Below are 24,880 nucleotides of genomic sequence, written 5' to 3'. Positions count from 1 at the left end.
TGGGATATCGTGCCGGCCTCGGAATCGACGTGCATTCATGGAGGAAAAAGTGCGGATTTACATGACCAGGGCTTTTTGTGCGGGCGTGTCCACACCGGGACGCCTGAGATTCAAAATATTCCTAATCGCCATGTCAGGCTTCTTTGCCCTCACCCAAACGGCGCTATCCCTCGCCGATACTGCCAATGGAAAAGCCCTCTACTCCCAGCGATGCGCCGTGTGCCACGGAGCCGACATCAAGGGCACCGGGCCGTTGGCCAGGAAAAGCAATCCGCCCACACCTGACCTGACAACCACAGCTTTCAAGAAGCGACTGAGTGATTATCCGGGCGTTATTGTGTCCTCGGTGATACTTCGCCCCAACGGGGATTTGATTCCAAAGACCTTGCGGGAGAATGGCGTGAAGATCCCGCCGCACGCCTGGAGCGTTAACGATTTTCGCGACTTGCACCAATATATGAGCGGTGTGATTTCCCATACGAACAGATAAAAATGGCGACGAATCTATTATCCGGTGGTGAAAAAATAGATCCGTCCCCATTCCTGTGGTACTGCATTCCTGACAGGAATGCCCCCATAAAAAACATGAATTTTATTTAAGGCGCTCAATCTTTTAGCGTGGCCATTCCGCATATGGAGATGACGCTGTGAATGACTCAAGCCTGCGCCTTTACGTCGATGCTCAATTCACCAGTCCCTACGCAATGTCGTGCTTTGTGGCCCTTCGAGAAAAGGGAATCGAGTTCGAAATGAGCACCCTGGACCTGGACAAACTGGAGAACCAGGCCAGCGATTACGCCCGTCTGTCCCTGACTCAAAGAGTGCCCACCCTCGTGCACGGTGACTTTGCGTTGTCGGAATCATCGGCGATCACGGAATATCTGGAAGATGTGTTCCCCCAGACACCTGCTTACCCACGGCACCCACAGAAGCGCGCGGCAGCGAGGCAAGTTCAGGCGTGGCTACGCAGTGATCTGCTCCCGATTCGACAGGAGCGCTCTACCCTTGTCGTGTTCTATGGACAGAAATACGGACCGTTGTCAGCGCCGGCTGAGGCTGCCAAGCAAAAGTTGGTTGAGGTCGCTCAATGGCTGCTGACCGACAATCCGGACAACCTTTTTGGTGAATGGTCGATCGCCGATGTTGATCTCGCCTTGATGCTGAACCGGTTGATACTCAATGGGGACACGGTGCCGGCTCAGCTGGAGGATTACGCTCAACGGCAATGGCAGCGCCCGACGGTACGAGAGTGGATCAAGCTGGAACGACCTCGACTGTAACGGCAGCATTTTCTTTGCTTTTCTGTTGCTACTTGAGCCTACACCCCCTTGAGCAAGTGCCTACAAATTCACCAGAAAGCGCCGGCTTTCAGGGCTCGCCCCTCAAGCCGTATCCTTTTCCCGTCACCCACATCCCGCCCAAGGCAGTAAGCCGCCCTAATCATCCAGGACGTGCCAAACCCTTGGGCGTTTTTGTATTAAACAACGGAGGCAGATCTATGAATCCGAAGCGTGATGATAGATCTGCCCCCGCTTCTTACAGTGAAGGCGCAAAGCGTACGCGGCGCCTCATGATCAGCGGCTTTTACCCGCTGCGAGCCTGGACGAGCAAAGCGATGAATGCCACGAACGGTGCAATCAGCACCAGCCCACCGACGGCGACTGCCCAGCCCCAGGCAAAACCACGTTCACCCTTGAGTCGGCCGCCACTCAGCAAGCCAAGCACGCAGACCCCGATTCGATGAGCCAAGCGGTTGAGCAGGATATCGAGGATGTAATCCATTCTTTGGCCTCATGCCCCTCTGCACTCTGGAGTGCTACAGCTCCAATGCCTTCTCCATGATGACCGTGCGCTCCGCCCCATGAAACTCGTCTCGAACCTTTTCAAACCCAAGCGAAGCATAGAAGCCTTCTGCGGTGACTGAAGAAGGCACACGCAGCCGGTTCAGACCCGCATTGATGGCAAGTGATTGAAGCTTCTCCATCAGGTGTCTTCCGATACCCTTTCCTTGATGGCGCGGATCGACAAACACACTTCGGACAATGTCGTTATCCAAACTCGCGGTTGCAACGATATGGCTGCCGGTTGTAGCCACCAGGACTTGACGCTCACTCAACAGATGAAGGATCGCCGGGGGAGAAAAGCTTCGCGCCACTTGCTCGATGATTTCGGCGGAGTAGTCCTGAACGTTGGATTCGCGCAGAGCACTGATGATCGTTCGACTGATCGCTGGCGCATCTGCATTCGTAGCGTTTCGAATCAGGTAATCCATCAAGGGCCGCTCCTTGCGTGTCATCACTTGATCGTAGCGAAAAATGGGGAGTGATCCATTAATCCGTGGATCAGTCCCCTACTTTTTGAAGCGTGGACAGCAACGGCTATTACCCCAACCGCATCGACATCTCAATGTCATCCGCAAACGGCACGCTCACGTAACCATTCCCCGGCGAGCGCACATGCGCCAGATACTCCGGGCAATAATCGGTGTTATCCGCCACCACCAGCGCACCCGGCCGCAGGTGTTTCTCCACCCGTTTCAGCACGTCGCCATACAGCGCTTTCGCACCATCGAGCAGAAGCAGATCAACAGTCGATGGCAGATCGCGAGCCAGCGTTACGAGCGCATCCCCTTCGCGAATTTCAATCAGATCACTCACCCCGCCCTCAACAAAATGACGCCGAGCCAGTTCAATCTTCGACGGTTCAAACTCGCTGCCGATCAGCACACCGCCACCGTTGTCCCGCAGCGCTGCCGCCAGATGCAGGGTCGACAGGCCAAACGAGGTGCCGAATTCGACGATGGCTTTGGCGCGGGTACTGCGCGCCAGCATGTAAAGCAGTTTGCCGGTGTCGCGGGAGACGGGCAGCCACAGGTCTTTGAGCATGGCGTAGAGTTCGCGGTATTCGGTTTTGCTGTGCATCAGGCGTTCGCGTTCTTCGCCGGATACGTTGTTCAGCGCCGGGCTGGTGGCGGCGCTGGCCTGGGTGTAGAGGCGTTCGATGAGGGGCGCCAGCGGTTCGGTGGTCAGGGTTGTCATGATGGCTTTCCGTGGGTTGAGGGCTAATATGCGAATGATTCGTCGCATTTAAATGATGCGAGCGAATGGCCCTGTTCGCTATTCGCATTCCGCCCCGACGCCCGAACTGCCCATGACCGATCGCCAGACCGCCCGTATTTCCTCACGCAAACAGCCGCAGCAGGCACGCTCCGCCGAGTTGGTGGCGGCGATTCTGCAGGCGGCTATTCAGGTTTTGGCCAAGGAAGGCGCGGCGCGTTTCACCACGGCGCGGGTCGCGGAGAAGGCTGGCGTGAGTGTCGGGTCGCTGTATCAGTACTTCCCGAACAAGGCAGCGATTCTGTTTCGTTTGCAGAGTGATGAGTGGTTGCAGACCACCGGGATGCTGCAGCGGATTCTGGAAAATCATGACGAGCTGCCGCTGGAACGCCTGCGCACGCTGGTGCATGCGTTCATTCGCTCGGAGTGCGAGGAGGCGCAGATGCGCGGCGCGTTGAGTGATGCGGCGCCGCTTTATCGCGATGCGCCGGAGGCCCATGAAGTGCGGGCGGCGGGCAAGCGGATCTTTGCGACGTTCATGGTGGAGTTGCTGCCCGGGGCCAGTGAAGTCGTTCGCACGCAGGTCTGCGATCTGATCCTGGCCACGCTCAGTTCGGTGGGGAAGGATTTCTCACTCAGCCCGCGCACCGACGCGGAAATCACCGCCCGCGCCGAGGGGATGGCGGACATGTTCAGCGCCTACTTGATTGCGCTGAACGCATGAAATCTGCAACGTTAGATAACCCTTGCAGATCTCGTGCAATCAAAGGACATATGGCTTGAGCATATTTAGAAAGTATCTTTGCCTTGAAGCTTTAATATGGATATATCTCGGCTGCTGGAATGCAACCGTGCCCCTTATTATCGTTCAGCGTGGAAACTTGTTGGAGCTGGCAACCTATGAAACGGGGCTGGCCCTTGCCGCCGTCATTTCCATACTGTTTTTGGCGTCCCGCGTCGAAGTCATGCGACGCAGCACCGCTCTAAGAGCGGGTTGTATCGCCATTGCGTTGACCGGCATCCTGCGCTACGTGTCTGTTTCCGCTTCGTATTCGATAGAGGCTCTGCTGATAATTGACATCCTTGCGGTCGCGGCTTTCGGCGTCGTTCAATCTCTTTTCGGTGTTTATCCGGCTGAAACCGTAGAAAAAGTTCGAATAGAACATGCCTTTCGCATCCGGCGCATCATCGTAACCATAAGTCGCGTTATTGGCCCGCTCCTGGCGGGCGTTGTCATTGGATTGTCTTCCCCACAAGCCTCACTTCTCTTTGCAGCCATTGTGGGTGTGTTCGCAATGGGGTTAGCGTTCGTATTACCGCACAGCGTCAAATCCGACTCGACACAGATAAAATCGCCGGCACAACGAGTTCGGGAAATGTTTTTGGGAATTAGACTTAAATTAATTCTTCCACCTGAAAGATTCCTGACTGTTGCTGGTTTCATGTTGAGCCTGGCTGTTACTGCCACAGTACCCATGCTGGTTCCAATTCAAATTCACACCCATAATCTCGCTGAAAGCAGTGTCGGCCTGTTCAACGCCATATTTGCGGGAGGCGCAATCGGTGGCCTGTTATTTTTGAGCCCGCTTGTTGCCAGAAGACACAACCAGCGAAACAAATATATTGGACTCTGGACTTTATTAACCGCCTCCCTCGTCACAGCGGCTCTCTCTGTCGAAGTCTGGCAACTGGCTCCATGCCTCTTTATTGCAGGAGCTTCCAGTGCCTCGCTTTCACTGATCGGGATGGATAAGAGAACTGTCTCGGTGCCGTCTGGAGTTCGTATCAGATTAATGGCCGCCACACTTATTGTCGGCCAACTCGCAAATTCGGCCTCTTATATGATGATGGGAACAACGATGACGCAGTTCGGCACCCATGGTTTGCTATTGGTTTACTGCGCAATTTTCCTGTTTGTCTTGTTTCATGCAGCACTTTCGAAGTCCATCTGGTTTTTCCTTGAAGATGCGGCAGACTCCGAACTTTTTTATAAAAATAACCATCCCGGACTGGAGTCGATCATGGTTTCGGTTGCAAAGTGATGGATGCCGGATACCCGCTGCCGCCAATAAACCCGGATTGATTCCGCAGAACACCACGTAAAGGTCTTCGGTCAGGATGTCTTCAAGCCGCATATGCCCCTATCTCCCCAAGCCGAACTTTGCCCAAGGCCCACATTCGATCCAGTTGGCAACTGGTCCGTGGATCGGCCTCGAAACTGTAACTGTTCATCCTGCAGACCGTGAGCGAAATTAAGGCCACTCCCCGCCCGAAATGAAGTGAGCACACGCCGTGGATCTGACCGTCACCACTTTCCTCGTCACCTTCGCCGGCGTGTTCCTGATCTGCTTCATGAAGGGCGCGTTCGGCGGCGGCTTTGCGATTGTCGGGATTCCGCTGCTGTCGCTGGTGATGGACCCGATCACGGCTGGCGGGCTGCTGGCGCCATTGTTCGTCGCCATGGATCTGTTCAGCCTGCGCTACTGGAAACCTTCCACCTGGTCAAAACCCGACCTGAAGTTGTTGGTACCAGGTTTGATCGTCGGCATCGGCGCCGGCTATTTGCTTTTCCGGGTACTGGACCACCGCGCCATCGCCATCGTCATGGCGGCGATCACGCTGTTGTTTGTCGGTTTGTGGTTCAAGGCGGGCGGAGAAGTGCGAGTGCGGCCGCGCTCCTCACCCAAAGCCGTGGCTGCCGGCATTACTTCGGGTATTACGACGATGGTGGCGCATTCCGGCGGGCCGCCACTGGCGATCTATCTGCTGCCGCTGGGGCTGAGCAAGCAGATGTATGCCGGAACGACCAGCCTGTTTTTCACCGTGGGCAACCTTCTCAAGGCAGTGCCATGGCTGCTGCTGGCCAAACCTACCGGCAACGTGCTGACGCTGATGCTCGTCAGCTTGCTCGCTGTACCCTGCGGCGTCTGGCTGGGTTGGCGGTTGCACGCCCGACTGGACCAGCGTCAGATGTACCGCGCCTGTTATGGCTTGCTGGTGGTCACGGCATTGAAGCTGTTGTGGGATGGAGTCGGGGGATATATGACCTGAACGAAGTTCAGGCCGGGCCGGGGTTATTTGAACGCCGGCACGGCAACCGATTGATCCGAATGCTGGACGGATGAAATAGGCTTCATACCATTGCGAATCGACAACCTGGAGGTTGATTTGAAAACAGAGAGTGCAAGGCGTGTGATTGTCATCGGTGCCGGCATCGTGGGTGCGTCCGTCGCTTATCACCTGGCTTGCAAAGGTGCGCAGGTCACTGTGATCGAGGCCGGTGAGGTCGCGAGTGGCGTGACCGGGCGCTCGTTTGCGTGGATCAACACGTCGCACAGTGGGCCCGATCCCATTGCGCAACTGCGCGCTGCGGCAATCCAGGAGTATCACCGGCTCGAAGCGGAACTGCCGGACCTGAAGATTCACTGGACGGGCGCCCTGAGTTATCCGCCCGGCACAGACCTGGAAGCTTCAGCCAACCTGCTCACTCAACCACAAATTCTCGACCTTGAGCCGAACCTCAAAAATCCCCCTCGACAAGCCTTTTACAATCCACAGGAAGGCGCATTGGACGCCGTGCAAGCCACCCATGCGTTGATCGCCGGTGCTCAGGCTCTTGGAGCGACGGTACTGGTGCATACCCGAGTGCAGGGTTTTACCCTCCGCGATGCAACGGTGACTGGCGTCGAAACCGCAACGGGTGCCATCGAAGCTGACCTGGTCGTATTGGCCGCAGGAACGGCCATCAGGCAACTGACTGAAACTCTGAACCTGTCCCTTCCGATCGAGGCCTCGCCCGCTATTTTCATCCGCTACAGGATGCAACCCGATCGGGTGAATACCCTGATCTCCAGTCCTGAGATGGAAGTCAGACAGGGTTCGCAAGGGATCTTGCTGGCGGCGGAAGACTATCTGGACAACTCCCTGGAGAACCGCCCGCAAGCCATAGCGCAACGAACCGCGGCGGCCATCCGCAACGAGTTGGCGGGTATCATTTCCATTGAGCCAGAATTGGCGTGTATCGGGCTCAGGCCCATGCCTGCGGACGGCGTGCCCATCATCGGTTATCTGCCCGGGATCGGCGCAATGTACGTTTGTACGATGCACCCTGGTGTCACACTCGCGGCAGTCGCAGGCCGCCTGGTCAGTGACGAGCTGATCGACGATCAGGTTTCACCTGCCCTGGCGCCATGCCGGCCTGACCGTTTTTTCAAGACGTAAGAACAAGCCCGCGGTGGCCGGGCCGAGCACTCCCATTGACTGCATCAATAACAACCATTAATTCAATGAAGTTCTCATATCAAATCGAAAGCGTAGGATCTGCTCCATACCAACCCACTGCACACGGAGTACAGAACCATGAAACGCCAAACCCTCCTCGGTATCGCCTTCTCGCTCTTCGCCCTGAATGCTTTTGCGGCGACTGAAACCGATCCACTGTTCAGCGATGCGGTTGCCGCTGCGACTCAAACCGACCCACTGTTCAGCGATGCCGTAGCTGCGACCGAAACTGATCCGCTGTTCAGTGATGCCGTTGCCGCGACTGAAACCGACCCGCTATTCAGTGATGCAGTTGCCGCGACTGAAACTGATCCTCTGTTCAGCGATGCCGTTGCCGAAGGTGGTTCTGACCGTCTGATCGAAAGTCGTAACGCCTGAATGCTGGGTTTTACCGCAGTACCCGACGAAAGCCCGGCCTTATCCGCCGGGCTTTTTCATGCAGCTCACTCCACGCATTTCTTAGGGGTCATGCGGATGTCTTCAGTCAGGTTTTCAGCGCTCTGTATCTCAGTTCCCGACACCGCTTCTTTTTTCGCGGTCAGTTCGATCGGGTATGGACCGGTCTGCGCCAGAATTGCCCGTGTCCTGGCAATAAATGCTTCGTCGCTTTGTGTGTAGAAGATCCATTCACGCTGTCCTCCTCCCGTCACCGTACATATCCATTTGGCCAGACCTTTATCCTGTAAGGCCGCCAGTATCAGTTTCTCCATTTCAGACATGCGCTTGCCGTCTCGATATCCCGGCGCGAGAGTCGGTGAGGAATATTTCCAGGTGATTCGGGCTTTGAATGGCAGCGCGTGTTTTTCAATTGCCGAGATGGAGTCCACTACGGCAAAAGTCCCGGGAAGAGGCGTAGCTGGAAAATCAGACTCTTGGAACTTACTTTGGATATTGGAGCGTACTTGCATCCTTACAGGGTCGTTATCGAGAAGTTGTTCAAGCGCTTCTGCTTTTCTGATTTCCCGATCCTTTACGCACCTGTCGTACTCGGCGCTGTTGACGGGGCCTGCAATCAAGCATTGATCGGGCGCGACCGGGAATCGAGTCGGTTCATGGCTGGAGCAGCCAGCGAGCAGTAGGCTGGCCAATGCCAGAAACGGAAGATGTTTTTTCAAGTACTGCACGCCCGAAGCGGATTTCATCCGTGAGCGCCCGGATTCTTCAGTGACCATGAACCTTTTTCCCTTGAGCCTAGAGCGGTTTTACTTTTTTCAGGACTGGGATAGTTATCGTCACTGCGAGCCCTTTCTTAAGAAGAGATAGCAAAGCCGCATCAAGTCAGACTTATCAGAATCTGACGCTTTCGTCTGGTGAGAGTTTGGTGAAAACCCCACACTGCCGGCGATTCAGGGGTGCTCTGTTGCATAGGTGATTGAGGAACTGCGCAGCGCCTTTAAATGATCAGTTCATCGTGTCGTCCGCTGCGCTGATGACTTAATCAAATGCGCCATTCAGCACTTCATAAATCAGCCCTGTAGCCAGCGCGACCAGGATCAGATCGGTACCGACCTGCTGCCATTCGTAGCCGTCGTAGTGCGGCAGCCTGCCGACCAGTCGACCATCGAGCTTCTTCGCAATACCGGGCGGCAGCGGTTTGCCCCGCGCCAGGTTCTTCTGAATGCCGGGCGGCAACGCCGGGCCCGGGGTCCAGTAGCCACGATAGCCGTCCACAATCCCGATCACCCCGCCGCGATCGATACTCGGGCCGTGCCCCTGATAACCGCCCCCGCCTTTTTTCCCCTGATTGCCATGATCCTGGCTGTTATGCGGGTTGCCTTTGCCCTGCCCCTTTCCGTTGCCAGGATCGGCCAGCACTGACACCGAAGTGCTCAACAGCGCAATACAGGTCGTGGTCGCAATCAACGTGCGTAAACCGGACATGGGTCGTTCCTTGAATGAATGGGTGTCTGTGGATTCTAGTCAGTTTTTTTTACAGGTATCGAGAGACGGCTCTGTCATCGCGGTTTGTGACGATTTTCGATGCGTGCAGCTTTCGGTGCTCCCCGATTCGCGCTTACCATACGTCCGACTCGTATTACCGCGGCTGCTGAACCCGGTATTCACGAGGACAGACCATGAAAAGAACTCGCGCCTGGAGACGTACCCAGGCCCGTAAACACGGCAGTGACAAAGCGGTTCGCCCGCAGACGTTCAAGCCGGAAAAAAACTGGAAGCTGATGTACATCCGGTCCACCAAACTGGTCAGGGCTCGCCAACTCGGCATGAGCTATCCCGTTCGCTCTACCCGCCAATTGTTGGATCAATCGTGACGAATCTTCTGTTCATTTGCAGTCGCAACCAATGGCGCAGCCCGACGGCCGAAGAAGTCTGGCGTCGCCGCCCCGGCTTCAATGTCCGCTCCGCGGGCACCAGCCCCAATGCACGCAAAACCGTCGGTCCAGCGGATATTCGCTGGGCCGATTTCATTTTTGTGATGGAAACCAAACACCTGAACCGTCTGCGGGCCGAGTACGCCCGGCTGCTTGAGCACAAGCGGATTCACTCGCTGGATATTCCGGATGACTATCAGTACATGGATCCCGAGCTGGTAGACCTTCTTCAAGAGTCGGTGAAACCCTACCTGCCTACTTAACCTTCTGTATCTCCTGGCAACGTACCGAATGAAAAGGAGTTCACCCCATGTTTGAGCGGAACAAACTGGTTCCAGAATTGATGGTCACGGATCTGCAGGCCAGCCTCGCTTTCTGGGTCCCCTGCCTCGGCTTCACCATCGCTTATCAACGCCCGGAAGATGGCTTCGCCTACCTCGACCTGAATGGCGCTCAAGTCATGCTTGAGCAGGTAGATCCGAATGCAGGCCAGTGGCTGACGGCGGAACTGAGCAAGCCCTTCGGAAGAGGCGTCAATCTGCAGATCGACGTTGAGGCGGTTGCTCCCATCATCGAAAAACTGGGCGTCGCCCAGATTCCACTTTATAAAACCCGCAAAGACACCTGGTATCGCGCTGACGATGTCGAAGTCGGCCAGCGTGAATTTCTCGTTCAGGATCCGGACGGTTATCTCGTAAGACTGGTAGAACGTCTGGGCGAACGTCCCGTTTGCCCGATTTGATCAAGGACGATAAAAACAATGAAAAACGGCAATTTGGCACGGCCTCGAAGGGGCGAATTGCAGTCGCCGGCCATTCCCCTGCTCGAAGAGGATTCGTCCGGCGACGGCATCATCTGTGCGGACAGCGGCGCTCGTTCCCGTGAGGTGATCCAGCAACAGGTGGTGGCGTTGATCGACGGGTTTCTAACCCGCTCGACGCAGAACTGATCGCGGTGTTGCCTGCACATTGTTGATACGTCAGGATCCCTCCCTTTTTTGACTGGCAGGAGCAATCGTGGAACGTCTCTTCGTTTATGGAACCCTGGGCCCTGGTCGGCCGAATGAGCATGTGATGCTGAACATCGGCGGCACGTGGCAGGCCGCTTCGCTGAAGGGACGTCTGTCGCAGGCCGGCTGGGGCGCGGCGATGGGTTTTCCCGGTCTGGTGATTGCCGAGGATGGCGATGTGATCGAAGGCTATGTGTTCGCTTCCGAGAATTTCCACGAACACTGGGCGGCGCTGGATGAGTTTGAAGGGGCTGAGTATCAGCGGGTGTTGACCAAGGTGAAGCTGGATGACGGGACGGCAATGGATGCCTATGTCTACGCGCTCAAATAGTCGGCCTTCGGCCTTTTCTCGGCGGATGAAAATCTTCCTGGCCGGCCTAGTGTTTTGTGTTGGGCTATGGGGTGCTTCCGAGTGGTGGGAGAAGGCGTTGGCGAAGCCTGACTACGCAGCTCATATCAGCCCCGATGGCTGCTTCAGGGTGCAAACTTTCAGACCTTTCTGGTTACTACCCAACTTCCTTCACCCGCAGGCGCCTCCAGACGCCCCCTTCGAAACTCAATGGTTCGTCCGCTGGGAATCTCCCGCGTTTTTCCGTTTGTACGACAATCGCGATGATCAGCTACTTGGCGAAAGCGAAATCTACGATCTGGTGAGTTACGGGAACCGATTGTCTTGGGGTTACGGCAGCGATACCGAGGTCCGCGTCGGCTTGATCACGATCGGCAATACTCGCTCTGATTGTAAAAAGGGAGACTGATGAAGCCATGACGAGCCGCGAACCACTCCATAGCAAAGGCTACGAAATGCTCTTTGGAGCGGTTCCGCACACGTGGCTGACCGCCCTTCGCATCGCTTTCGATACCGGCATCAAATCCTCAAACGAATGGCCCGTGCCCCGCGGCATTGACTGGCGCCATTCGCAGCTGGACGTTGATCCGACCGTTCAGGCCGTGTGCCGATTGCCACAATTGCTGGCGGTGGTCGGCGAGTTGATCGGCGAGCGCTTCTTCCTCTCTCAGGTCGAGGGTCGCGAACCGCTCGCCAATGGCGGCCACCAACAGTTGCACCGCGACTTGTCGGCGCCCCCCGGCGACACCGTCAACGCGCTGGTATACCTCGACGACTACGGCCTGGAAAACGGTGCAACCCGCATTGTTCCTGACAGCCATCGCCCTTCACCGGGCGAGCCCTCGTTCGACTTCAATGACGAATCCCGATCTGTGCAACTGACGGGCAATGCGGGCGACATCCTGATCTTCGATGCCGATCTGATCCACGCCGGCAGCCTGAACGCCAGCGGCGCACGCCGGCGCACTCTGTTGATCACCTGTTTTTCCGAATCGCTCTACGCCACACACCTGGAAACGGTGAACCTCAGAAACATTCAAATGGACACGACTGAGCGGTTCGATCCGGCTGACTTTGCGTTCGGGATCGTGAAATCATTCATTTGACTTGATTGCCCGAGGCAACTATATAGTTGCTTTAGGCAAACATATGAGCACCACGCCATGTCCACGATCACCGACCGCGCCGACATCGTCCGGCAGTTCAACCGTTTCTACACCCATCAGATCGGCGTGTTGCAGGAACACTTGCTGCAAAGCGACTACTCGCTGACCGAGCTGCGCATCCTCTACGAACTCGCGTCCCAGGGCGATCTGACCAGCACCGATCTGCGCCAGATGCTCGGCCTCGACGCGGGCTACATGAGTCGCCTCATCAGCGGTTTCGACAAAAAAGGCCTGATCCAGAAAGTCCCCTCCACCACCGACGCCCGCGCCAGTCAGTTGCACATCACCGACCTCGGCCGCGAGATCCTCGCGCCGCTGGAGCAAGCCTCGCGGCAAGAAGTCATCACCCTGCTCGAACGCCTGTCCGAACCGCAGCAACTGCAACTGATCGCGTCGATGAAGCAGATCCAGACGCTACTCGAGGGTGGCCAGCCGACGACCTACCTGCTGCGCGATCCGCAGCCCGGTGACATGGGTCTGGTGGTGCATCAGCAGACCGCGATCTACAGCCGTGAATACGGCTGGAATTCAGAGTTCGAAGCGTTGGTGTCAGAGGTCGTCGCCAAATACCTGCGCGAATTCGACCCAACCGGCGAGCGCTGCTGGATTGCGGAGAAGGACGGCAAGGTGGTGGGTTCGGTGTTCGTGATCCGCCACGACGAAACCACCGCGAAACTGCGCATGCTCTACGTGGATGCCAGTGCGCGGGGCTTGGGAATCGGCAATCGGCTGGTCGAAGAATGCCTGCGTTTTGCCCGGGATGTCGGCTACAAAAAGATGATTCTGTGGACCACCAGCAATCTGGTGGATGCCCGCCGGTTATACCAGCGGGCGGGGTTTGAATTGGTCGAGGAAGAGCCGATTCACAGCTTCGGCAAGGAGCTGGTGAGTCAGACGTGGGCGATTGAGTTGTAGGATTTATGCCCGCCCTGAGTCGTCGTAGTCAGGCAGGTCGATGGCGTCCGCTTTCGGCGAAAGGATTTTGCCGAACAGCTTCTTGAGCCCCGGCGCAGTAGCCATCCGCAGCGCGGCATGGCCGAGTGCAATGCCCAGACGCGAATGCGGCGAGGCGAGTCTGGGGGCGAACTTGGGCACACTCTGCGCCTGAGCCACGAATGGACGCATCAGCGTTTCATAGGCGGCGAACGCCTGGCGGTGATCGGCGTGGCGCCCGAGTTCTCCGGCCAGCACGTAGGCGCCGCACAGCCCAAGGCTGGTGCCCATGCCGCTGATGGGCGACGCACAATACGCCGCGTCCCCGAGCAGCGCGATGCGCCCCTTGGACCAACGGGGCATTTTGACCTGACCCACCGCTTCCAGATAAAGGTCAGTCGTGTCATCCAGCGCGGCGAGCACGCGAGGCGTCTCCCAACCGGCGTCGGCAAACAGTTTTTTGAGCAAGGACTTCTGTTCGTCCTGCGCGAGTTTTTCGTATCCGCTTGGCGACTGCTGAAAAGACAAAAACGCGCGCGTGGTGTCCAGGTTGTCAGGACGCAGACAGACGCTACGGCCGCCCGGCAGGTTGTGCCATCGCATCACATGGCCGTCGCTCGGCTGTCGAGGCACGGTGAAATAGGCCGTGTAGAGATCGAGTGGACGCCGCTTTACCTCGTCGCCAAACACCTTATTACGCGTCTTCGAACCGATGCCCTCGGCCACGATTACCAGATCGTAAAACTCCTCCCCGCCCTGCTCGAAACGCACATGAACCTGCTCGCTATCGTCTTCGATGGTTTCAATGCTGTCGCCGAACCGGTAGGTGACCCGGTCCTCGCTGTGCTGGATCAACAGCTTGGCGAGCTCACCGCGCAGGATCTCCAGTTCCGCGATCGGCCCGTCACCATCAAACGCATTGACCCCGATGAACGCCTTGGTTTGATTATTCCGATCAACAAACGCGATGCCCTGCTCGTGCGTCGTGTTCGCCCGAATCAGATCTTCCAGCCCCATGCGCCGAACCACTTCACGCCCGGCACCGCGCACGTCGATGGTTTGCCCGCCATCGCGAAACGCCGGCGCTCGCTCGACCACCGTGACGTCCATGCCCTGACGCGACAGCCAATACGCTAGCGCGGGGCCGGCGATGCTTGCACCGGTGACGAGTATTTTCTGTGGTTTCATTCTGCGTCCTGCGTTTCAGAAGTGGCGGTCGTGCTGCCCGGCAACGTGGTGCGGTAGACCTCGATCACCTGCCTGAGAAAGGTCTCGATAACTGCACGATCCCGGTCGTCGAGCGCACCCAGCACCGCGCTCAACCCATTGAGCATCGGCGCGATATGCCGATAGGCCTGCGCCACCGACTCCGGCACTGGGCACACCAGGACCCGGCGCTTGTCGTTGAGCTGTCGCTCGCGAATCACGTGCCCAGCGCGCTCCAGCCGGTCGATAACCTGGGTGATGCCCGCCGTGGTCACGGACAGACGCGAGGCAAGTTCGGTCGGCGGCAACGGCCCGTCGGTGATCAGATGCTCCAGCGCCGCCACGTCGGTCTGATTGATGCCCAGTGCGACACCCAACTGGCCGGCGGCTGCACGGGTCAGGATGGCGATCTGTTGCAACTGCTGGCCAACGGCATCGCTGGCGATCTGAAGGCTGCGTGGATCTTCGGCAGGATTGGGCGGAGATGTAGGTGATGACATGCTCAGGTCTTTTCCGGAGATCGAGGGATTCGGTTTGCGGCGAGCGACCCTAGCATATAGCTAACTTGCTTAGCTAGTTTTATAAAAGCCGACACCTGGCGCTCCATTCTTCGAAAAAAAATGGCGCGCTGTTCACTGTTACCTACGCTCACCCTTTGTCCTACACCACCCAAACCCTCACAACGTACGGGGTCTACACCCAATCCACCTATAACCCGCAGTCCCGCGAATGGTCCGTGCCGGTGAAGCTGACGGTCAACCAACTGCTGAAAATCGGCGGCCAACCCAGACGCTGCAAGCCGGGCCACGCTACTGGCTCGACAGCCCGAAAGACGGCCCGCAAAGGTGGGGAATTCGTTTTGCGGTAACGTTGTTGTTTCCGCGTTGAGTCGGCTGTGGCGCAAGCAAAAAGCGACCAAAAGGAGAAAATAAATAAGTCCCGCTTTCTACTTGTCTATCGAGTTACCTTTCCTATCAGAACACTGTTGGCCAATACGAATCAAAACTAAAGAAATTCATCTTCATGACGACACGCTTTACGCGAGCACGTCACACCGGGTGCATTTGCTCCACACATTCAATAACGTCATAGAACGCAATAAAGGTAAAAACACGAATGTTGACTTCGATATTATTTATTACCCTATTTGGAATAATCCCGACCTTGCTGGGCTGCCTAGCTAACGTCCGCAGTTCGCCGCGCAAGCGTGCGCTATATCGCCTACAGATAAAAAGAATTAAAAAATGGACAACTGTTGAGTACTCGACCACCGTTTTCATAGCGTGCACCGCCGCCTTTTATATCGCGGGATTTATGGCGCTTGCAGGCATTAAGTTCGAGCAAATGACATATTTTTACCTATTGATCGTCACTTGCACATCTGCATTAATTTTCCTCTGCTGTTACTGGAAAATACCCGCACTCTTGGCCAAACACTGGGAAAAATTAAAAATATTCGTTGCCCCTGCTGCTGTTGCCATCGCCACACTTTCAAAAATATACTCGGACGCCGGTATCGCCGAACTCACAGGGTTATCCCCGCAAGACCTGCCCGGTGCCCAGTTACTCCTTACACTCATAATGACACCAGCCATTTGGCTGTTAGGGCTATCACTATTCATTGGATATGCGAGTATACCCGTCATGGTCATCTTACTTGCCATAACGCTGATTCGTGATTTCTCAAACAAAAACAAACCAAAAAACAAAAAATCCGCACCGTCCCTCCTCCACTTCACGACAATAGCAGCTGTTGCTCTATTTGCAATCATGCTTCTAACCATCACACAAAAAATTGTTGGAAAGAACTTTTATGAACCACGCTTAAGAAAGTCCATTGCATTTGCGTCATTCCAGCTACCTACAACATATTGCGGTCTTCCTGAGACTAAAGGTGCTGGAATAGCTGCAATGGCTGATGACAGGGCAGCAATTGCTATCCCTGACAAAGAGCTTGGTTACAGATTCGAACCCATCAGTTGCAAACCAAAACAACAAGAAAAAGAGCAGATCAGTTCAGCACTACGAGACTTCGAAAAAAACCAAAATCATGCCAGCAGCGCTCCGTCAGCTTCACCGGGGACGCTCTCTAACTAAAAACCAATCCGCTCATGTGAGAAAGCGGGACTGATTTATTTTCAGTCCCCGTGCATTTTGTTTTCTTCAACGCGAATGAGGCTTCGCCAGTCACGCCTGGTTCTCATAACCGGAAATGGCTGCCATATAAGTATCATTGCCGATACCAACCTGGCCCCACACCTCTCGCTCCTCTCCTCCCTGACGGTCGTATTGTTCGTCGGCATCCCAAAGAGTGAGGATTTGACTCGGGAAGAGATACTCATAATGATCGAACTCATGGGGTCCGGAGTCGTCCGAGGCAGCAATCAGTGGAAACAATTCAGTCGAAGATACCGCAAAAACATCAACACCTCTGTACATAACGTTGAACCGAGAGCTTCCGGACACGCCTATGAACTGGACTTCACCGCCCGCGTCGTACTCCAGCTGAATGGAAGATCCGCAGAAATAGTCAAGGCGGCCATGGGTGTGCTTAAGCGGAAATCCATTCACAGACATGGCTTCCCTTGCTGCTTCGCGTGAAGCGCCAAGGCGTGCGGGGCCGATGGCTTCCCGTGGCAAAATTTCAAAAACAGGCATAAATACTTCCTGAATATTGGCAATCCAGTGATTGCTGTCTGGGGAAAGATATTCAGTATGCTGAAAAGTGACGCTCAAGCGCCGAAATCCTCTATTTCCCGGGCACCAACATTCTCCAGGACGCTTTTCAGGGCGGAAATTGTGGGTGCACTATCGGCCTCCAGGCACAGCTCAATACTCATAATTCGTCCCTTTTTCCTTTCTCATTCAATCGTACCGAAACAAACACCCCTCTTTGGTTAAGCACATCTGAATATCCAAGCGTGACGCTTGCGTCGTTACGGTTGGCGATCGCGCAGAAAATAGCGGATAGCGTTGTCGACTTTTCTACTGAAGCAGCCGCCGATGGCTAAGGCACCTCTGTATCGACCGCCATGGGCGTGGGGACTAGGTCTTGCCTGCACGCAGAACGGCTCAGTGCGGACTGGCGGTCGGACGAACCACGATCTCACTCACATCGACATCGTCGGGCTGTTCGATGGCATAGGCGAGCGCTCGCGCAATGGCGTCTGCATTGAGCGCCACTCGGCGGAAGGCTTTCATTTCCTCGCGGGCCACATCATCGGAAATCGTATCGGCCAGTTCGGACTCGACCACACCCGGGCACACCACGGTGACGCGGATCTTGTCCGTTTCCTGGCGCAGGCCATCCGAGATAGCCCTGACCGCGAATTTGGTCGCGCAGTACACTGCGGCGGTCGGAGAAACCGCGAGGCCACCGATCGACGAGATATTGATGACCTGACCGAACCCCTGCGCCTGCATGTCCGGCAGGACGGCGGCAATACCGTGCAGTACGCCGCGAACGTTGACATCGAGCATCTGGTTCCATTCGTTGACCTTCAACGAGGCCAGCGGAGACAACGGCATCACGCCCGCGTTGTTGATGATCACATCGACCTTGCCATGTTGCGTCTTGGCGAACGCCACGAAGGCGTGCATCGATTGCAGATCCGTAACGTCCAGTGCGCAGGCACTTGCTGAACCACCTTCGGCCTGGATCTCGCTGACCAGTTTGTCCAGACGCTCGGTACGGCGGGCACCGAGGACCACATGCGCACCTTTGGCGGCGATCAACCTGGCGGCCGCTTCGCCAATACCGCTGCTTGCACCGGTAATCAGGACGACTTTGTTTTGAATGTTCGACATATCCGTAGCTCCTGCTGTCTGCATTGAAGTTCAGCACCGACCGCTGAAGAAGCGGTCGTTGCTGCGGGGTACGTCGAAAAGATTAAGGGCGCAGACCTGTTCGACGCGTGCCGAAACCTGCGCAACTTTTGCCTATTCGTGTCTGTGTGCATCGCTTGCAAATTTGTGATGAAGCGCCGCTCACGCCCCACGGAACTCGCTGGGCGTTACGCCCACTTCACGCCGAAAGACCTGCGAGAAGTGACTGGGGCTCGAGTAGCCGACCTCCAGCCCGACGTCGATGACGCTAAGACGGGTTTCCAGTAGCAGGTGCCGTGCACGAACCATGCGCAAGCGGATGAAGTACTGCGATGGCGACAGTCCCGTCGCCCGCTTGAACAGGCGACTGAAGTGGTAGTCGCTCAGCTCGGCAAGGCTGGCCAGTTTGGCCAGGCTGAATTCAGCGCTCAGATGCGCGCTCATGGCGTCGGTGACTTTGCGCAGCTTGTAGGCTTGCAAGGCGTTGACCCGACGCCCGGGCTGGCTTTCAGCAAGATAGCTGCGCACCAGATGCACGGCCAGCGCCTGCGCCAGAGAGCGGGCGAAAAGCGCGCTGGGCGAGCGTTCCAGGAGCAGTTCCGTGCGCAACTGCTCCATGACAAACGCGACGCGCCCGTCCCGTGCCCCTGAAACATCGCGCAAACGCACAGGCCCGGCGTGCTGGCCCGACAGCTCTCGAGACGCTTGCTCGATCAAGGGCAGCCCCAAATAAAGATGCATGACTTCGAAGGTATCGCCTCCGTGCGTCTGCCAGCGCATTTCATAGGGCTCAACGGAACTGGTGAGGAAAAAATCTCCGGCACTGACCTCGGCAGCTTCCCACTCGCCACCCAATGCGCGCTCCTCTACCGTCGCCGCCCCGGCCAGAACCAGAACGAGCAGCGGTTCCACCACTGCAGGCACGAGAATCGGCTCAGTAACGCTGCGATGGGTAAACAGCTGAATCACCACGTCCGTGATTTCCGGGCGCGAGGGTAACGCCTGGGGTTCACCTGGCAGGAACTCACCCATCGACTCGCCGTTGATGCGCAAGTCTCGAGAGGTTGTCGACAACGCGTCCTGGGAGGTACGCCCGGTATTTGCCATGAACTCGTCCTTTTCAGATTCGGCTGTGCGAAGCCAGACAGGTCTCCGATGCTTGCCCGCACGCCGTGTCACGGTGACCGGCTCGATGATATCGGGCTTTTCCCGTGGGTTGAATCGAGCACCGAACCTCCCTCACTGACATTCAGCGCAAAACCCCGACAGCGTGGGCAATCTCACGAAAGCCGACTTTGCCTCGCTGCGAGACAGTAGGCCCGTCGCCGATGAAAGCGCCTCGCCGGCGCCAACACGGCTTATCCCTACTCGATCAAAAACGCTGGAGAACATCATGACCGACTTCAAGAACAGCACCCCAAACGAAGTGGCCGGTAAAGTCGCGCTGGTCACTGGCGCGGCCAGTGGCATCGGCAAGGCCATCGCACTGCTGCTGCATGCCCGCGGCGCCCAGGTCATTGCTGAAGATATAAACCCTGAGGTGGAAGCACTGGCCCGCCCCGGCCTGGTCCCCCTGGTGGCCGACATCACTCAGGACGGGGCAGCCGAACGCGCAGTCGCCCTGGCCGTCGAGCAATTCGGACGGCTGGACATTCTGGTCAACAACGCCGGCATCATCATCAACAAACTGGTGATCGACATGACCCGCGAAGACTGGGAACGCATTCAGGCGGTCAACGCCACGGCGGCCTTTTTGCATAGCAGGGAGGCGGTCAAAGCGATGATGCCCAACAAGTCCGGATCGATCGTCAACATCGCGTCCTACGCTTCCTATTTCGCCTTCCCCACCATTGCCGCCTACACCGCCTCCAAAGGCGCGCTGGCCCAACTGACGCGCACCCTGGCGCTTGAGGTCATTGGCCACGGCATCCGCGTCAATGCTGTCGGTGTCGGCGATGTGGTGACCAATATCCTCAACAATGTGGTCGACGATGGCCCTGCCTTTCTCGCCCAACATGGCGAAGCGGCGCCGATCGGCCGCGCCGCCCAACCGGAAGAAATCGCCGAAGTGGTCGCGTTCATCGCCTCGGATCGGGCCAGCTTCATGGTCGGTTCGGTGGTCATGGCCGACGGCGGCATGACTGTCACGGCCGGCTGAGCCGTAGCACAAACGCGCCGCACGACATGCCCGACCAGCCCGAGAGGATCAGGCAAATCTGCGGCAGTTTCGTCCTAACACCGCTGCGCTCGGCTACGTAATCTGAAAGCACGCAACGGATGCACACACAGGCCACGGCAGGCCGCTCAGATGAACAACGTCAATGAGGACTGAACAATGAAAAATGCAAAACGGCTTTCCCTTTCACTGGTGATCGGCGCGATGGTGGCCTGCGCGATCAACCTTTCCTCGACCAGCCTGTACCTGGCCGCTGACGGTGCTGATCGAACTCCAGGCATGCGCGTAACTGAAGGTGGCAGTGATCGCACTCCCGGGTTCCGCGTTGCCGCAGACGGTTCGGACCGCACGCCCGGCATGCGCGTAACTGAAGGTGGCAGTGATCGCACTCCGGGTTTTCGCGTTGCCGAAAACGGCTCTGATCGCACGGCTTTGGGCCGTATCGGCTCAGTCTGAACATCCGAGGGGAAAAGTGATGAAAGATGCCAAAAAAACCACTCAGGACCATCGTTACGCAGGCATGTGGGTCACCGCGGATGGATTCATCCGTCATGAGCTTCTGACGACTGGTCGTTACGACGAGGCCCGTGGTAAAAACAAGAGCGCCTATCAGGGCCGCTACGAACTGGTCGGTGATTACATCCAGTACTGGGACGACACCGGCTTCACCGCTGATGGCCACTTTCATGACGACGTGCTGTATCACGCCGGAATGATCCTCTATCGGCAATGAGTACTTTGATGATGTCGGGTGAATATCGTCTGCCTGAAAAGCTTCAGGCAGACGCTCATAAACACTTGTGAGAGCCTTGAAATGGAACAGAGCGATGCTTTCATCCTTCAAAACACAGCCGTCTACCGTGACGAACTGGTTCGCCTGCTGACGCAACGCTTTACCACACCCGGGATCTATGAGACCGCCATAGCTCCCCTGCATGTCATCCGTTTCGATTCACCTTCGGAGCTGATCCATACCGTGCACAAACCGGCACTTTGCCTGATCGTGCAAGGACAAAAGGAAATCGGCCTGGGTGACGACCACTACCTGTACGACCCCCTCAGCTACCTGGTGGTTTCGGTCACCCTTCCGGTGTCGGGGCGCGTGCTGATGGCCAGCCCGGAGGCGCCTTACCTGTGTATCCGGTTTGATTTCGAGGCCACGGAAATCGCTCAGGTCATCGCCGATGCTCCGCCGGCGGGCGTCCCGGACGAGCCGGAGCTTGGCCTTTTTCTTGAGAAAGTCGATGTACCCCTGCTGGAAACAATGCTGCGGCTGGTCCGGCTGCTGGAAACACCGAAAGACATCGGCATGCTGGCACCGCTCGCCCTTCGCGAGTTGTATTACCGCCTCCTGCGGGGTGTGCACGGCCGTCGTCTGTATGAGCTTGCCCTCGGCGACTCGCAAACACGGCGAGTAACACGGGCAATCGACTGGTTGAACAACCACTACACCCAACCCTTGCGCATCGAAGAACTCGCCCGGGTCGCCAACTTGGGCAACTCCACATTGCATCATCGATTTAAGGCAGTGACAGCCATGAGTCCGCTGCAGTATCAGAAACAACTGCGCCTGCAGGAAGCCCGCCGCCTGTTGCTCGGCGAAGGGCTGGATGTGGCGAGCGCCTGTTATCGAGTGGGCTACGAAAGCCCGTCGCAATTCAGCCGGGAATACAGTCGCCAGTTCGGGTGCCCGCCCTCCAGAGATGCCAGCCGGATCCGGAATCCTGCGTGAACGCTTGGCCGGCGGCTTGGGGATAGAGCCAGTCAAGGGCAGCAGAGCGCCGGGGAAAGATCCAATACACCGGTTATTGAAGGAACCATCGGAGATTGTTTAAGAGTTTCGGCCTTCGCTGTTTAAAGACACTCAGCGTTACTTCCTCAAGGCTACAACGCCTTGCGTCATTACCTACGACTACGCCAGAATCCGCCGGCTTGTGCGTCTGGGACACGGGTTTTATCGTTTCCGGGTCACTGAAAAACAGTGATGGGGTTTGGTAGCCCGCTTCGTTCTAGACTCATGGCGTCACCGTGTGCAGCCCTTTCTCTGGGCTCGGATTTCATGGTGGTCATGCGTGGGGCTCATTCGTGGGCGCCGGGTTCTAGTGCGACCGGTCTACCAACCCGCGTATGGCCGCCACCCAACGTTTGGTAGCGAAGGGTGATGGTTCCTTTTGGTAATCGCGCTAGAGGATTCATCCATGTTCAAACCAACACCCAACCCACCAGAAACCGATCCGGTTTCCCCCTACAAATTCCCCGACTCCCGAACCCTGAACGAAGCCGCCGAACGCGCCCTCGACCACTACCTGACTCCGCAGCAACGAGTCATGGGCAGCCACCACAAACACGACCCCATGTACCTGGCCAACCCGGCCTACGACACCGAATCCCTGCTGGCCAACGCCAGCGAATCACTGGGTTCCGCGAGCGAAATGCTTAACAACTTTGCTGCGACGCTAGAGCCTGCCCATCGCAAGACTGCGATCGGGATTGCGCAGTTGGTGATGTTGAGCGAGTTGGCGGTGAATCAGGCGTTGGATCATGTTGAGGTGAAGAGCTAAACGCTTGTCCTCTACGGGCGGATAAACCGCAACGATAGAGTGAATGAGCGTTGGCCGAAGCTGCCACGATGAATGGCAGCTTTCGGCCAGAAGCGGACGCTAACTGCCATTCCCCATCCAGTGCTCCCAGACAGGAACCTGACCCAGTTATTTCAATGGGTCATAGCTGATCAACGTCTTTGGCTCCAAATACGCGCTCATCCCCCACCTGCCCATTTCGCGCCCAAGGCCTGAATGCTTGAATCCACCGAAGGGGGCACGCGGTTCGTGGGCCAGGGTGTTGATGAGCACGCGTCCCGAATCGATCTGACGGGCGACGTTCATACAACGTTCGGAGCTTTTTCCCAGCACCAGGGCGCTCAGCCCATAGTCCGTATCGTTGGCAATGCTGATCGCATCGGCATCATCCTCGTAGGGGATGATCGTCAGCACGGGGCCGAAAATTTCCTCACGCGCGATGCGCATCCGGTTGGTGGCATCAGTGAAGATCGTGGGCTTCACGAACCATCCGGCATAGCGCGCCAGAGCGTTCATCCTCGAACATCTGCATTCATGCATTACGCTGGAGATGCTGGAGCATGCCAGTGGGCGCGAACGCTGGAGCCTGTCACGCGACTTCAGAACGCTCTACGGTACGAGCCCTTACCGATTTGTCACCCTGCGCCGCCTGGATCGGTTCCGCGCATTGGTGCTTGAAGGATTCACCTTGGTGGATGCAGCCCTCGTCGCGGGTTTCCACGATCAAAGTCATATGACGCGACACTTCACCCGCTGCTACGGAATACCGCCCATGCGCTGGCTGGAACGATTGCGGGCCGCGCGCTGACTTGCAGGATCGTACAAGAGCGCCCCGTTCCATGCGCTATAGGCTGGCGACTTCAACCACAGAGGATCCGTCATGTCAGAGCTCCGTCATCAACCATCGTCAGTTCCTGTAAACCTTACACGTAAGGCTTCACTCATCGAACAGCAATGGAGCCCAAGGGTTGTTGCAGAGATGAATGACTACCAGTTCAAGGTTGTGCGAATCGAAGGCGAATTCATCTGGCACTCACATCCTGAGACCGACGAAGCATTTCTTGTCCTGGAAGGCACTTTGCGCATCGACCTGCCGGCAGGCTGCGTCTATGTAAATCCGGGTGAACTGTATGTGGTACCCCGTGGCGTTGAACATCGGACGGCTGCAAAAGGTGAAGCAAAACTGATGATGATCGAGCCTCGAGGTATTTTGAACACAGGGCATGAAGATGGCGAAAGAACGGCCTTGAACGACGTCTGGATATAATCCAACGCCACCCTGTGCAATCGGCCGGAGATTGCCATTTGTGTACTTCGGAAAGCGCCTATGGCAGTCGATCAAATACGCAAAAACCGGCACTTGATTTGCATGCCACTCAGTAACAATTGGCCATAAGGAAATGATATGGGGAGGCAATGGCGTACAACCGGCAACATTCACGAGAAGGATCTGCGGGCCGTTTCTGACGGCGTCATACAACATGGGCAGAATCTGTCGCGCGGACGTGGCGGCAGTGCGGATCCTATAGCCTGCACGCTGATGGAAGAGGATGACTTGGTCGGCGGCGTCACCGGCCGGACTGAATTTCGCCGTCTTTTTATCAATTACCTATGGGTAGATGCTTCATGGCGTGGCCAAGGTATCGGAACCGAACTCTTGCACAGACTTGAGGCACTTGCTCTGGAGCATGGCTGCTGTGACGCACTTATTGAAACTCTCGATGACAGCGTGGCGCATTGGTACAGGCGGTGCGGCTACCGCCTTGTCGCACATCTGCCTCAGTACTGCGGGCCTTGGAATCGCCACACGCTTTTAAAGGACTTGAGGTCGGACGGCGTTGAATGATTGGAGGGGTTTCAGTTTGTATGGGCCTTCTGAAAGATTACTTTGGCCTAACTGTAGTTGCTTATGAGTAATCGCTTTCGGCCAGAAGCGGTCTTTCGAGGCTCAAGTCGGACCTACCTCGAAA

32 protein-coding genes and 3 pseudogenes are annotated in these 24,880 nt (G+C 56.7%); 24 read left to right on the top strand and 11 right to left on the bottom strand.

What is annotated here, in order from left to right; all coding sequences use genetic code 11:
• The first annotated feature begins 130 nt into the window (after positions 1-130).
• A complete protein-coding gene (locus ACKUG4_RS01005; RefSeq protein ID WP_143492923.1) occupies positions 131-490 on the top strand; it encodes a c-type cytochrome in 360 nt (119 codons plus the stop codon).
• Positions 491-647: 157 nt separating this feature from the next.
• Positions 648-1,280, top strand: coding sequence for a glutathione transferase (gene yfcF / locus ACKUG4_RS01000; protein WP_445433191.1), 633 nt, complete (start codon positions 648-650; stop codon positions 1,278-1,280).
• 304 nt (positions 1,281-1,584) lie between these two features.
• Here yfcF and ACKUG4_RS00995 read toward each other — a convergent pair whose 3' ends face one another.
• From ACKUG4_RS00995 to ACKUG4_RS00985, 3 genes are all read right to left on the bottom strand, one after another.
• Positions 1,585-1,782, bottom strand: coding sequence for a hypothetical protein (locus ACKUG4_RS00995; RefSeq protein ID WP_445433190.1), 198 nt, complete (start codon positions 1,780-1,782; stop codon positions 1,585-1,587).
• Positions 1,783-1,816: 34 nt separating this feature from the next.
• Positions 1,817-2,272, bottom strand: coding sequence for a GNAT family N-acetyltransferase (locus tag ACKUG4_RS00990; protein WP_445433189.1), 456 nt, complete (start codon positions 2,270-2,272; stop codon positions 1,817-1,819).
• Positions 2,273-2,381: 109 nt separating this feature from the next.
• Positions 2,382-3,038, bottom strand: a complete 657-nt coding sequence (locus ACKUG4_RS00985; RefSeq protein ID WP_445433188.1) for an O-methyltransferase — start codon at positions 3,036-3,038, stop codon at positions 2,382-2,384.
• Positions 3,039-3,150: 112 nt separating this feature from the next.
• Between ACKUG4_RS00985 and ACKUG4_RS00980 the strand changes: the two genes are divergently transcribed.
• From ACKUG4_RS00980 to ACKUG4_RS00960, 5 genes are all read left to right on the top strand, one after another.
• A complete protein-coding gene (locus ACKUG4_RS00980) occupies positions 3,151-3,780 on the top strand; it encodes a TetR/AcrR family transcriptional regulator (protein ID WP_445433187.1) in 630 nt (209 codons plus the stop codon).
• 127 nt (positions 3,781-3,907) lie between these two features.
• Positions 3,908-5,098 carry an MFS transporter gene (locus tag ACKUG4_RS00975; RefSeq protein ID WP_256587089.1) on the top strand — a complete coding sequence of 397 codons (1,191 nt, stop codon included), beginning with the start codon at positions 3,908-3,910 and terminating at the stop codon, positions 5,096-5,098.
• A 250-nt stretch (positions 5,099-5,348) separates the two neighbouring features.
• On the top strand, positions 5,349-6,107 hold the full coding sequence (locus ACKUG4_RS00970; protein WP_445433186.1) for a sulfite exporter TauE/SafE family protein: 759 nt from the start codon (positions 5,349-5,351) through the stop codon (positions 6,105-6,107).
• Between the two features lie 117 nt (positions 6,108-6,224).
• A complete protein-coding gene (locus tag ACKUG4_RS00965) occupies positions 6,225-7,277 on the top strand; it encodes an NAD(P)/FAD-dependent oxidoreductase (RefSeq protein WP_445433467.1) in 1,053 nt (350 codons plus the stop codon).
• A 138-nt stretch (positions 7,278-7,415) separates the two neighbouring features.
• Positions 7,416-7,715 carry a hypothetical protein gene (locus ACKUG4_RS00960; RefSeq protein ID WP_085611822.1) on the top strand — a complete coding sequence of 100 codons (300 nt, stop codon included), beginning with the start codon at positions 7,416-7,418 and terminating at the stop codon, positions 7,713-7,715.
• A 65-nt stretch (positions 7,716-7,780) separates the two neighbouring features.
• Here ACKUG4_RS00960 and ACKUG4_RS00955 read toward each other — a convergent pair whose 3' ends face one another.
• The gene (locus ACKUG4_RS00955) at positions 7,781-8,509 is read right to left on the bottom strand and encodes a DUF695 domain-containing protein (RefSeq protein ID WP_445433185.1); all 729 of its coding nucleotides are present in this window, start codon (positions 8,507-8,509) and stop codon (positions 7,781-7,783) included.
• A gap of 262 nt (positions 8,510-8,771) precedes the next feature.
• Positions 8,772-9,218, bottom strand: coding sequence for an anti-virulence regulator CigR family protein (locus ACKUG4_RS00950; RefSeq protein WP_445433184.1), 447 nt, complete (start codon positions 9,216-9,218; stop codon positions 8,772-8,774).
• A gap of 194 nt (positions 9,219-9,412) precedes the next feature.
• Between ACKUG4_RS00950 and ACKUG4_RS00945 the strand changes: the two genes are divergently transcribed.
• The 7 genes from ACKUG4_RS00945 to ACKUG4_RS00915 all read left to right on the top strand — a co-directional run bounded on the left by ACKUG4_RS00945 (position 9,413) and on the right by ACKUG4_RS00915 (position 13,106).
• Positions 9,413-9,607, top strand: a complete 195-nt coding sequence (locus ACKUG4_RS00945) for a hypothetical protein (RefSeq protein WP_445433183.1) — start codon at positions 9,413-9,415, stop codon at positions 9,605-9,607.
• Positions 9,604-9,930, top strand: coding sequence for a low molecular weight protein tyrosine phosphatase family protein (locus ACKUG4_RS00940; RefSeq protein WP_445433182.1), 327 nt, complete (start codon positions 9,604-9,606; stop codon positions 9,928-9,930). Before ACKUG4_RS00945 ends, ACKUG4_RS00940 begins: the two co-directional genes overlap by 4 nt.
• A gap of 47 nt (positions 9,931-9,977) precedes the next feature.
• On the top strand, positions 9,978-10,409 hold the full coding sequence (locus ACKUG4_RS00935) for a bleomycin resistance protein (RefSeq protein WP_445433181.1): 432 nt from the start codon (positions 9,978-9,980) through the stop codon (positions 10,407-10,409).
• An 18-nt stretch (positions 10,410-10,427) separates the two neighbouring features.
• Positions 10,428-10,616, top strand: a complete 189-nt coding sequence (locus ACKUG4_RS00930) for a hypothetical protein (protein ID WP_408980498.1) — start codon at positions 10,428-10,430, stop codon at positions 10,614-10,616.
• Between the two features lie 67 nt (positions 10,617-10,683).
• On the top strand, positions 10,684-11,007 hold the full coding sequence (locus ACKUG4_RS00925; RefSeq protein WP_082934400.1) for a gamma-glutamylcyclotransferase family protein: 324 nt from the start codon (positions 10,684-10,686) through the stop codon (positions 11,005-11,007).
• A 434-nt stretch (positions 11,008-11,441) separates the two neighbouring features.
• Positions 11,442-12,131, top strand: coding sequence for a phytanoyl-CoA dioxygenase family protein (locus ACKUG4_RS00920; protein ID WP_445433180.1), 690 nt, complete (start codon positions 11,442-11,444; stop codon positions 12,129-12,131).
• Between the two features lie 57 nt (positions 12,132-12,188).
• Complete coding sequence (locus tag ACKUG4_RS00915) at positions 12,189-13,106, top strand: bifunctional helix-turn-helix transcriptional regulator/GNAT family N-acetyltransferase (RefSeq protein ID WP_445433179.1); 918 nt, start codon at positions 12,189-12,191, stop codon at positions 13,104-13,106.
• Positions 13,107-13,109: 3 nt separating this feature from the next.
• Here the strand turns inward: ACKUG4_RS00915 and ACKUG4_RS00910 are convergent, their stop codons facing one another.
• A complete protein-coding gene (locus tag ACKUG4_RS00910) occupies positions 13,110-14,312 on the bottom strand; it encodes an FAD-dependent monooxygenase (RefSeq protein ID WP_445433178.1) in 1,203 nt (400 codons plus the stop codon).
• Positions 14,309-14,830, bottom strand: coding sequence for a MarR family winged helix-turn-helix transcriptional regulator (locus tag ACKUG4_RS00905; RefSeq protein WP_445433177.1), 522 nt, complete (start codon positions 14,828-14,830; stop codon positions 14,309-14,311). The genes ACKUG4_RS00910 and ACKUG4_RS00905 overlap by 4 nt, the downstream gene beginning before the upstream one ends.
• A 140-nt stretch (positions 14,831-14,970) precedes the next feature.
• Between ACKUG4_RS00905 and ACKUG4_RS00900 the strand changes: the two are divergent.
• Positions 14,971-15,218, top strand: a pseudogene (locus tag ACKUG4_RS00900) (transporter); the annotation flags it as partial.
• 228 nt (positions 15,219-15,446) lie between these two features.
• Positions 15,447-16,427, top strand: a complete 981-nt coding sequence (locus ACKUG4_RS00895; protein ID WP_445433176.1) for a hypothetical protein — start codon at positions 15,447-15,449, stop codon at positions 16,425-16,427.
• Between the two features lie 90 nt (positions 16,428-16,517).
• Here ACKUG4_RS00895 and ACKUG4_RS00890 read toward each other — a convergent pair whose 3' ends face one another.
• From ACKUG4_RS00890 to ACKUG4_RS00880, 3 genes are all read right to left on the bottom strand, one after another.
• Positions 16,518-17,066 (bottom strand): hypothetical protein, encoded by a 549-nt coding sequence (locus ACKUG4_RS00890; protein WP_445433175.1) that lies wholly within the window; start codon positions 17,064-17,066, stop codon positions 16,518-16,520.
• A gap of 336 nt (positions 17,067-17,402) precedes the next feature.
• Positions 17,403-18,137, bottom strand: coding sequence for an SDR family oxidoreductase (locus ACKUG4_RS00885; RefSeq protein WP_064595909.1), 735 nt, complete (start codon positions 18,135-18,137; stop codon positions 17,403-17,405).
• A gap of 180 nt (positions 18,138-18,317) precedes the next feature.
• Positions 18,318-19,262, bottom strand: a complete 945-nt coding sequence (locus ACKUG4_RS00880; RefSeq protein WP_445433174.1) for a helix-turn-helix domain-containing protein — start codon at positions 19,260-19,262, stop codon at positions 18,318-18,320.
• Between the two features lie 286 nt (positions 19,263-19,548).
• Here ACKUG4_RS00880 and ACKUG4_RS00875 point away from each other — a divergent pair, with 286 nt between their 5' ends.
• The 5 genes from ACKUG4_RS00875 to ACKUG4_RS00855 all read left to right on the top strand — a co-directional run bounded on the left by ACKUG4_RS00875 (position 19,549) and on the right by ACKUG4_RS00855 (position 22,892).
• Positions 19,549-20,313, top strand: a complete 765-nt coding sequence (locus tag ACKUG4_RS00875; RefSeq protein WP_011333890.1) for an SDR family NAD(P)-dependent oxidoreductase — start codon at positions 19,549-19,551, stop codon at positions 20,311-20,313.
• Positions 20,314-20,490: 177 nt separating this feature from the next.
• Positions 20,491-20,787: a hypothetical protein gene (locus ACKUG4_RS00870; RefSeq protein ID WP_445433173.1), complete on the top strand. Its 297-nt coding sequence runs from the start codon at positions 20,491-20,493 to the stop codon at positions 20,785-20,787.
• A 19-nt stretch (positions 20,788-20,806) separates the two neighbouring features.
• A complete protein-coding gene (locus tag ACKUG4_RS00865; RefSeq protein WP_039773158.1) occupies positions 20,807-21,064 on the top strand; it encodes an Atu4866 domain-containing protein in 258 nt (85 codons plus the stop codon).
• Positions 21,065-21,145: 81 nt separating this feature from the next.
• Positions 21,146-22,063: an AraC family transcriptional regulator gene (locus tag ACKUG4_RS00860; protein ID WP_445433466.1), complete on the top strand. Its 918-nt coding sequence runs from the start codon at positions 21,146-21,148 to the stop codon at positions 22,061-22,063.
• A gap of 466 nt (positions 22,064-22,529) precedes the next feature.
• Entirely contained in the window at positions 22,530-22,892 is a 363-nt protein-coding gene (locus tag ACKUG4_RS00855) for a DUF6124 family protein (RefSeq protein ID WP_039773154.1), read from the top strand.
• A 147-nt stretch (positions 22,893-23,039) separates the two neighbouring features.
• On the opposite strand, the pseudogene ACKUG4_RS00850 reads toward ACKUG4_RS00855, so the two are convergent.
• A pseudogene (locus ACKUG4_RS00850) lies at positions 23,040-23,408 on the bottom strand (aldehyde dehydrogenase family protein); the annotation flags it as partial.
• 1 nt (position 23,409) lies between these two features.
• Between ACKUG4_RS00850 and ACKUG4_RS00845 the strand changes: the two are divergent.
• From ACKUG4_RS00845 to ACKUG4_RS00835, 3 genes and pseudogenes are all read left to right on the top strand, one after another.
• A pseudogene (locus ACKUG4_RS00845) lies at positions 23,410-23,718 on the top strand (helix-turn-helix domain-containing protein); the annotation flags it as partial.
• Between the two features lie 72 nt (positions 23,719-23,790).
• Positions 23,791-24,177, top strand: coding sequence for a cupin domain-containing protein (locus ACKUG4_RS00840; RefSeq protein WP_445433172.1), 387 nt, complete (start codon positions 23,791-23,793; stop codon positions 24,175-24,177).
• Between the two features lie 138 nt (positions 24,178-24,315).
• Positions 24,316-24,756: a GNAT family N-acetyltransferase gene (locus tag ACKUG4_RS00835; RefSeq protein ID WP_445433171.1), complete on the top strand. Its 441-nt coding sequence runs from the start codon at positions 24,316-24,318 to the stop codon at positions 24,754-24,756.
• The last annotated feature ends 124 nt before the right edge of the window (positions 24,757-24,880 follow it).

The organism is Candidatus Pseudomonas auctus (genome assembly GCF_048654275.1).
GTDB classification, from domain to species: Bacteria; Pseudomonadota; Gammaproteobacteria; order Pseudomonadales; family Pseudomonadaceae; genus Aquipseudomonas; species Aquipseudomonas pharyngis.
The sequence above is the reverse complement of the archived record's forward strand: the minus strand, read 5'-3'. Positions and strand labels throughout refer to the sequence as shown.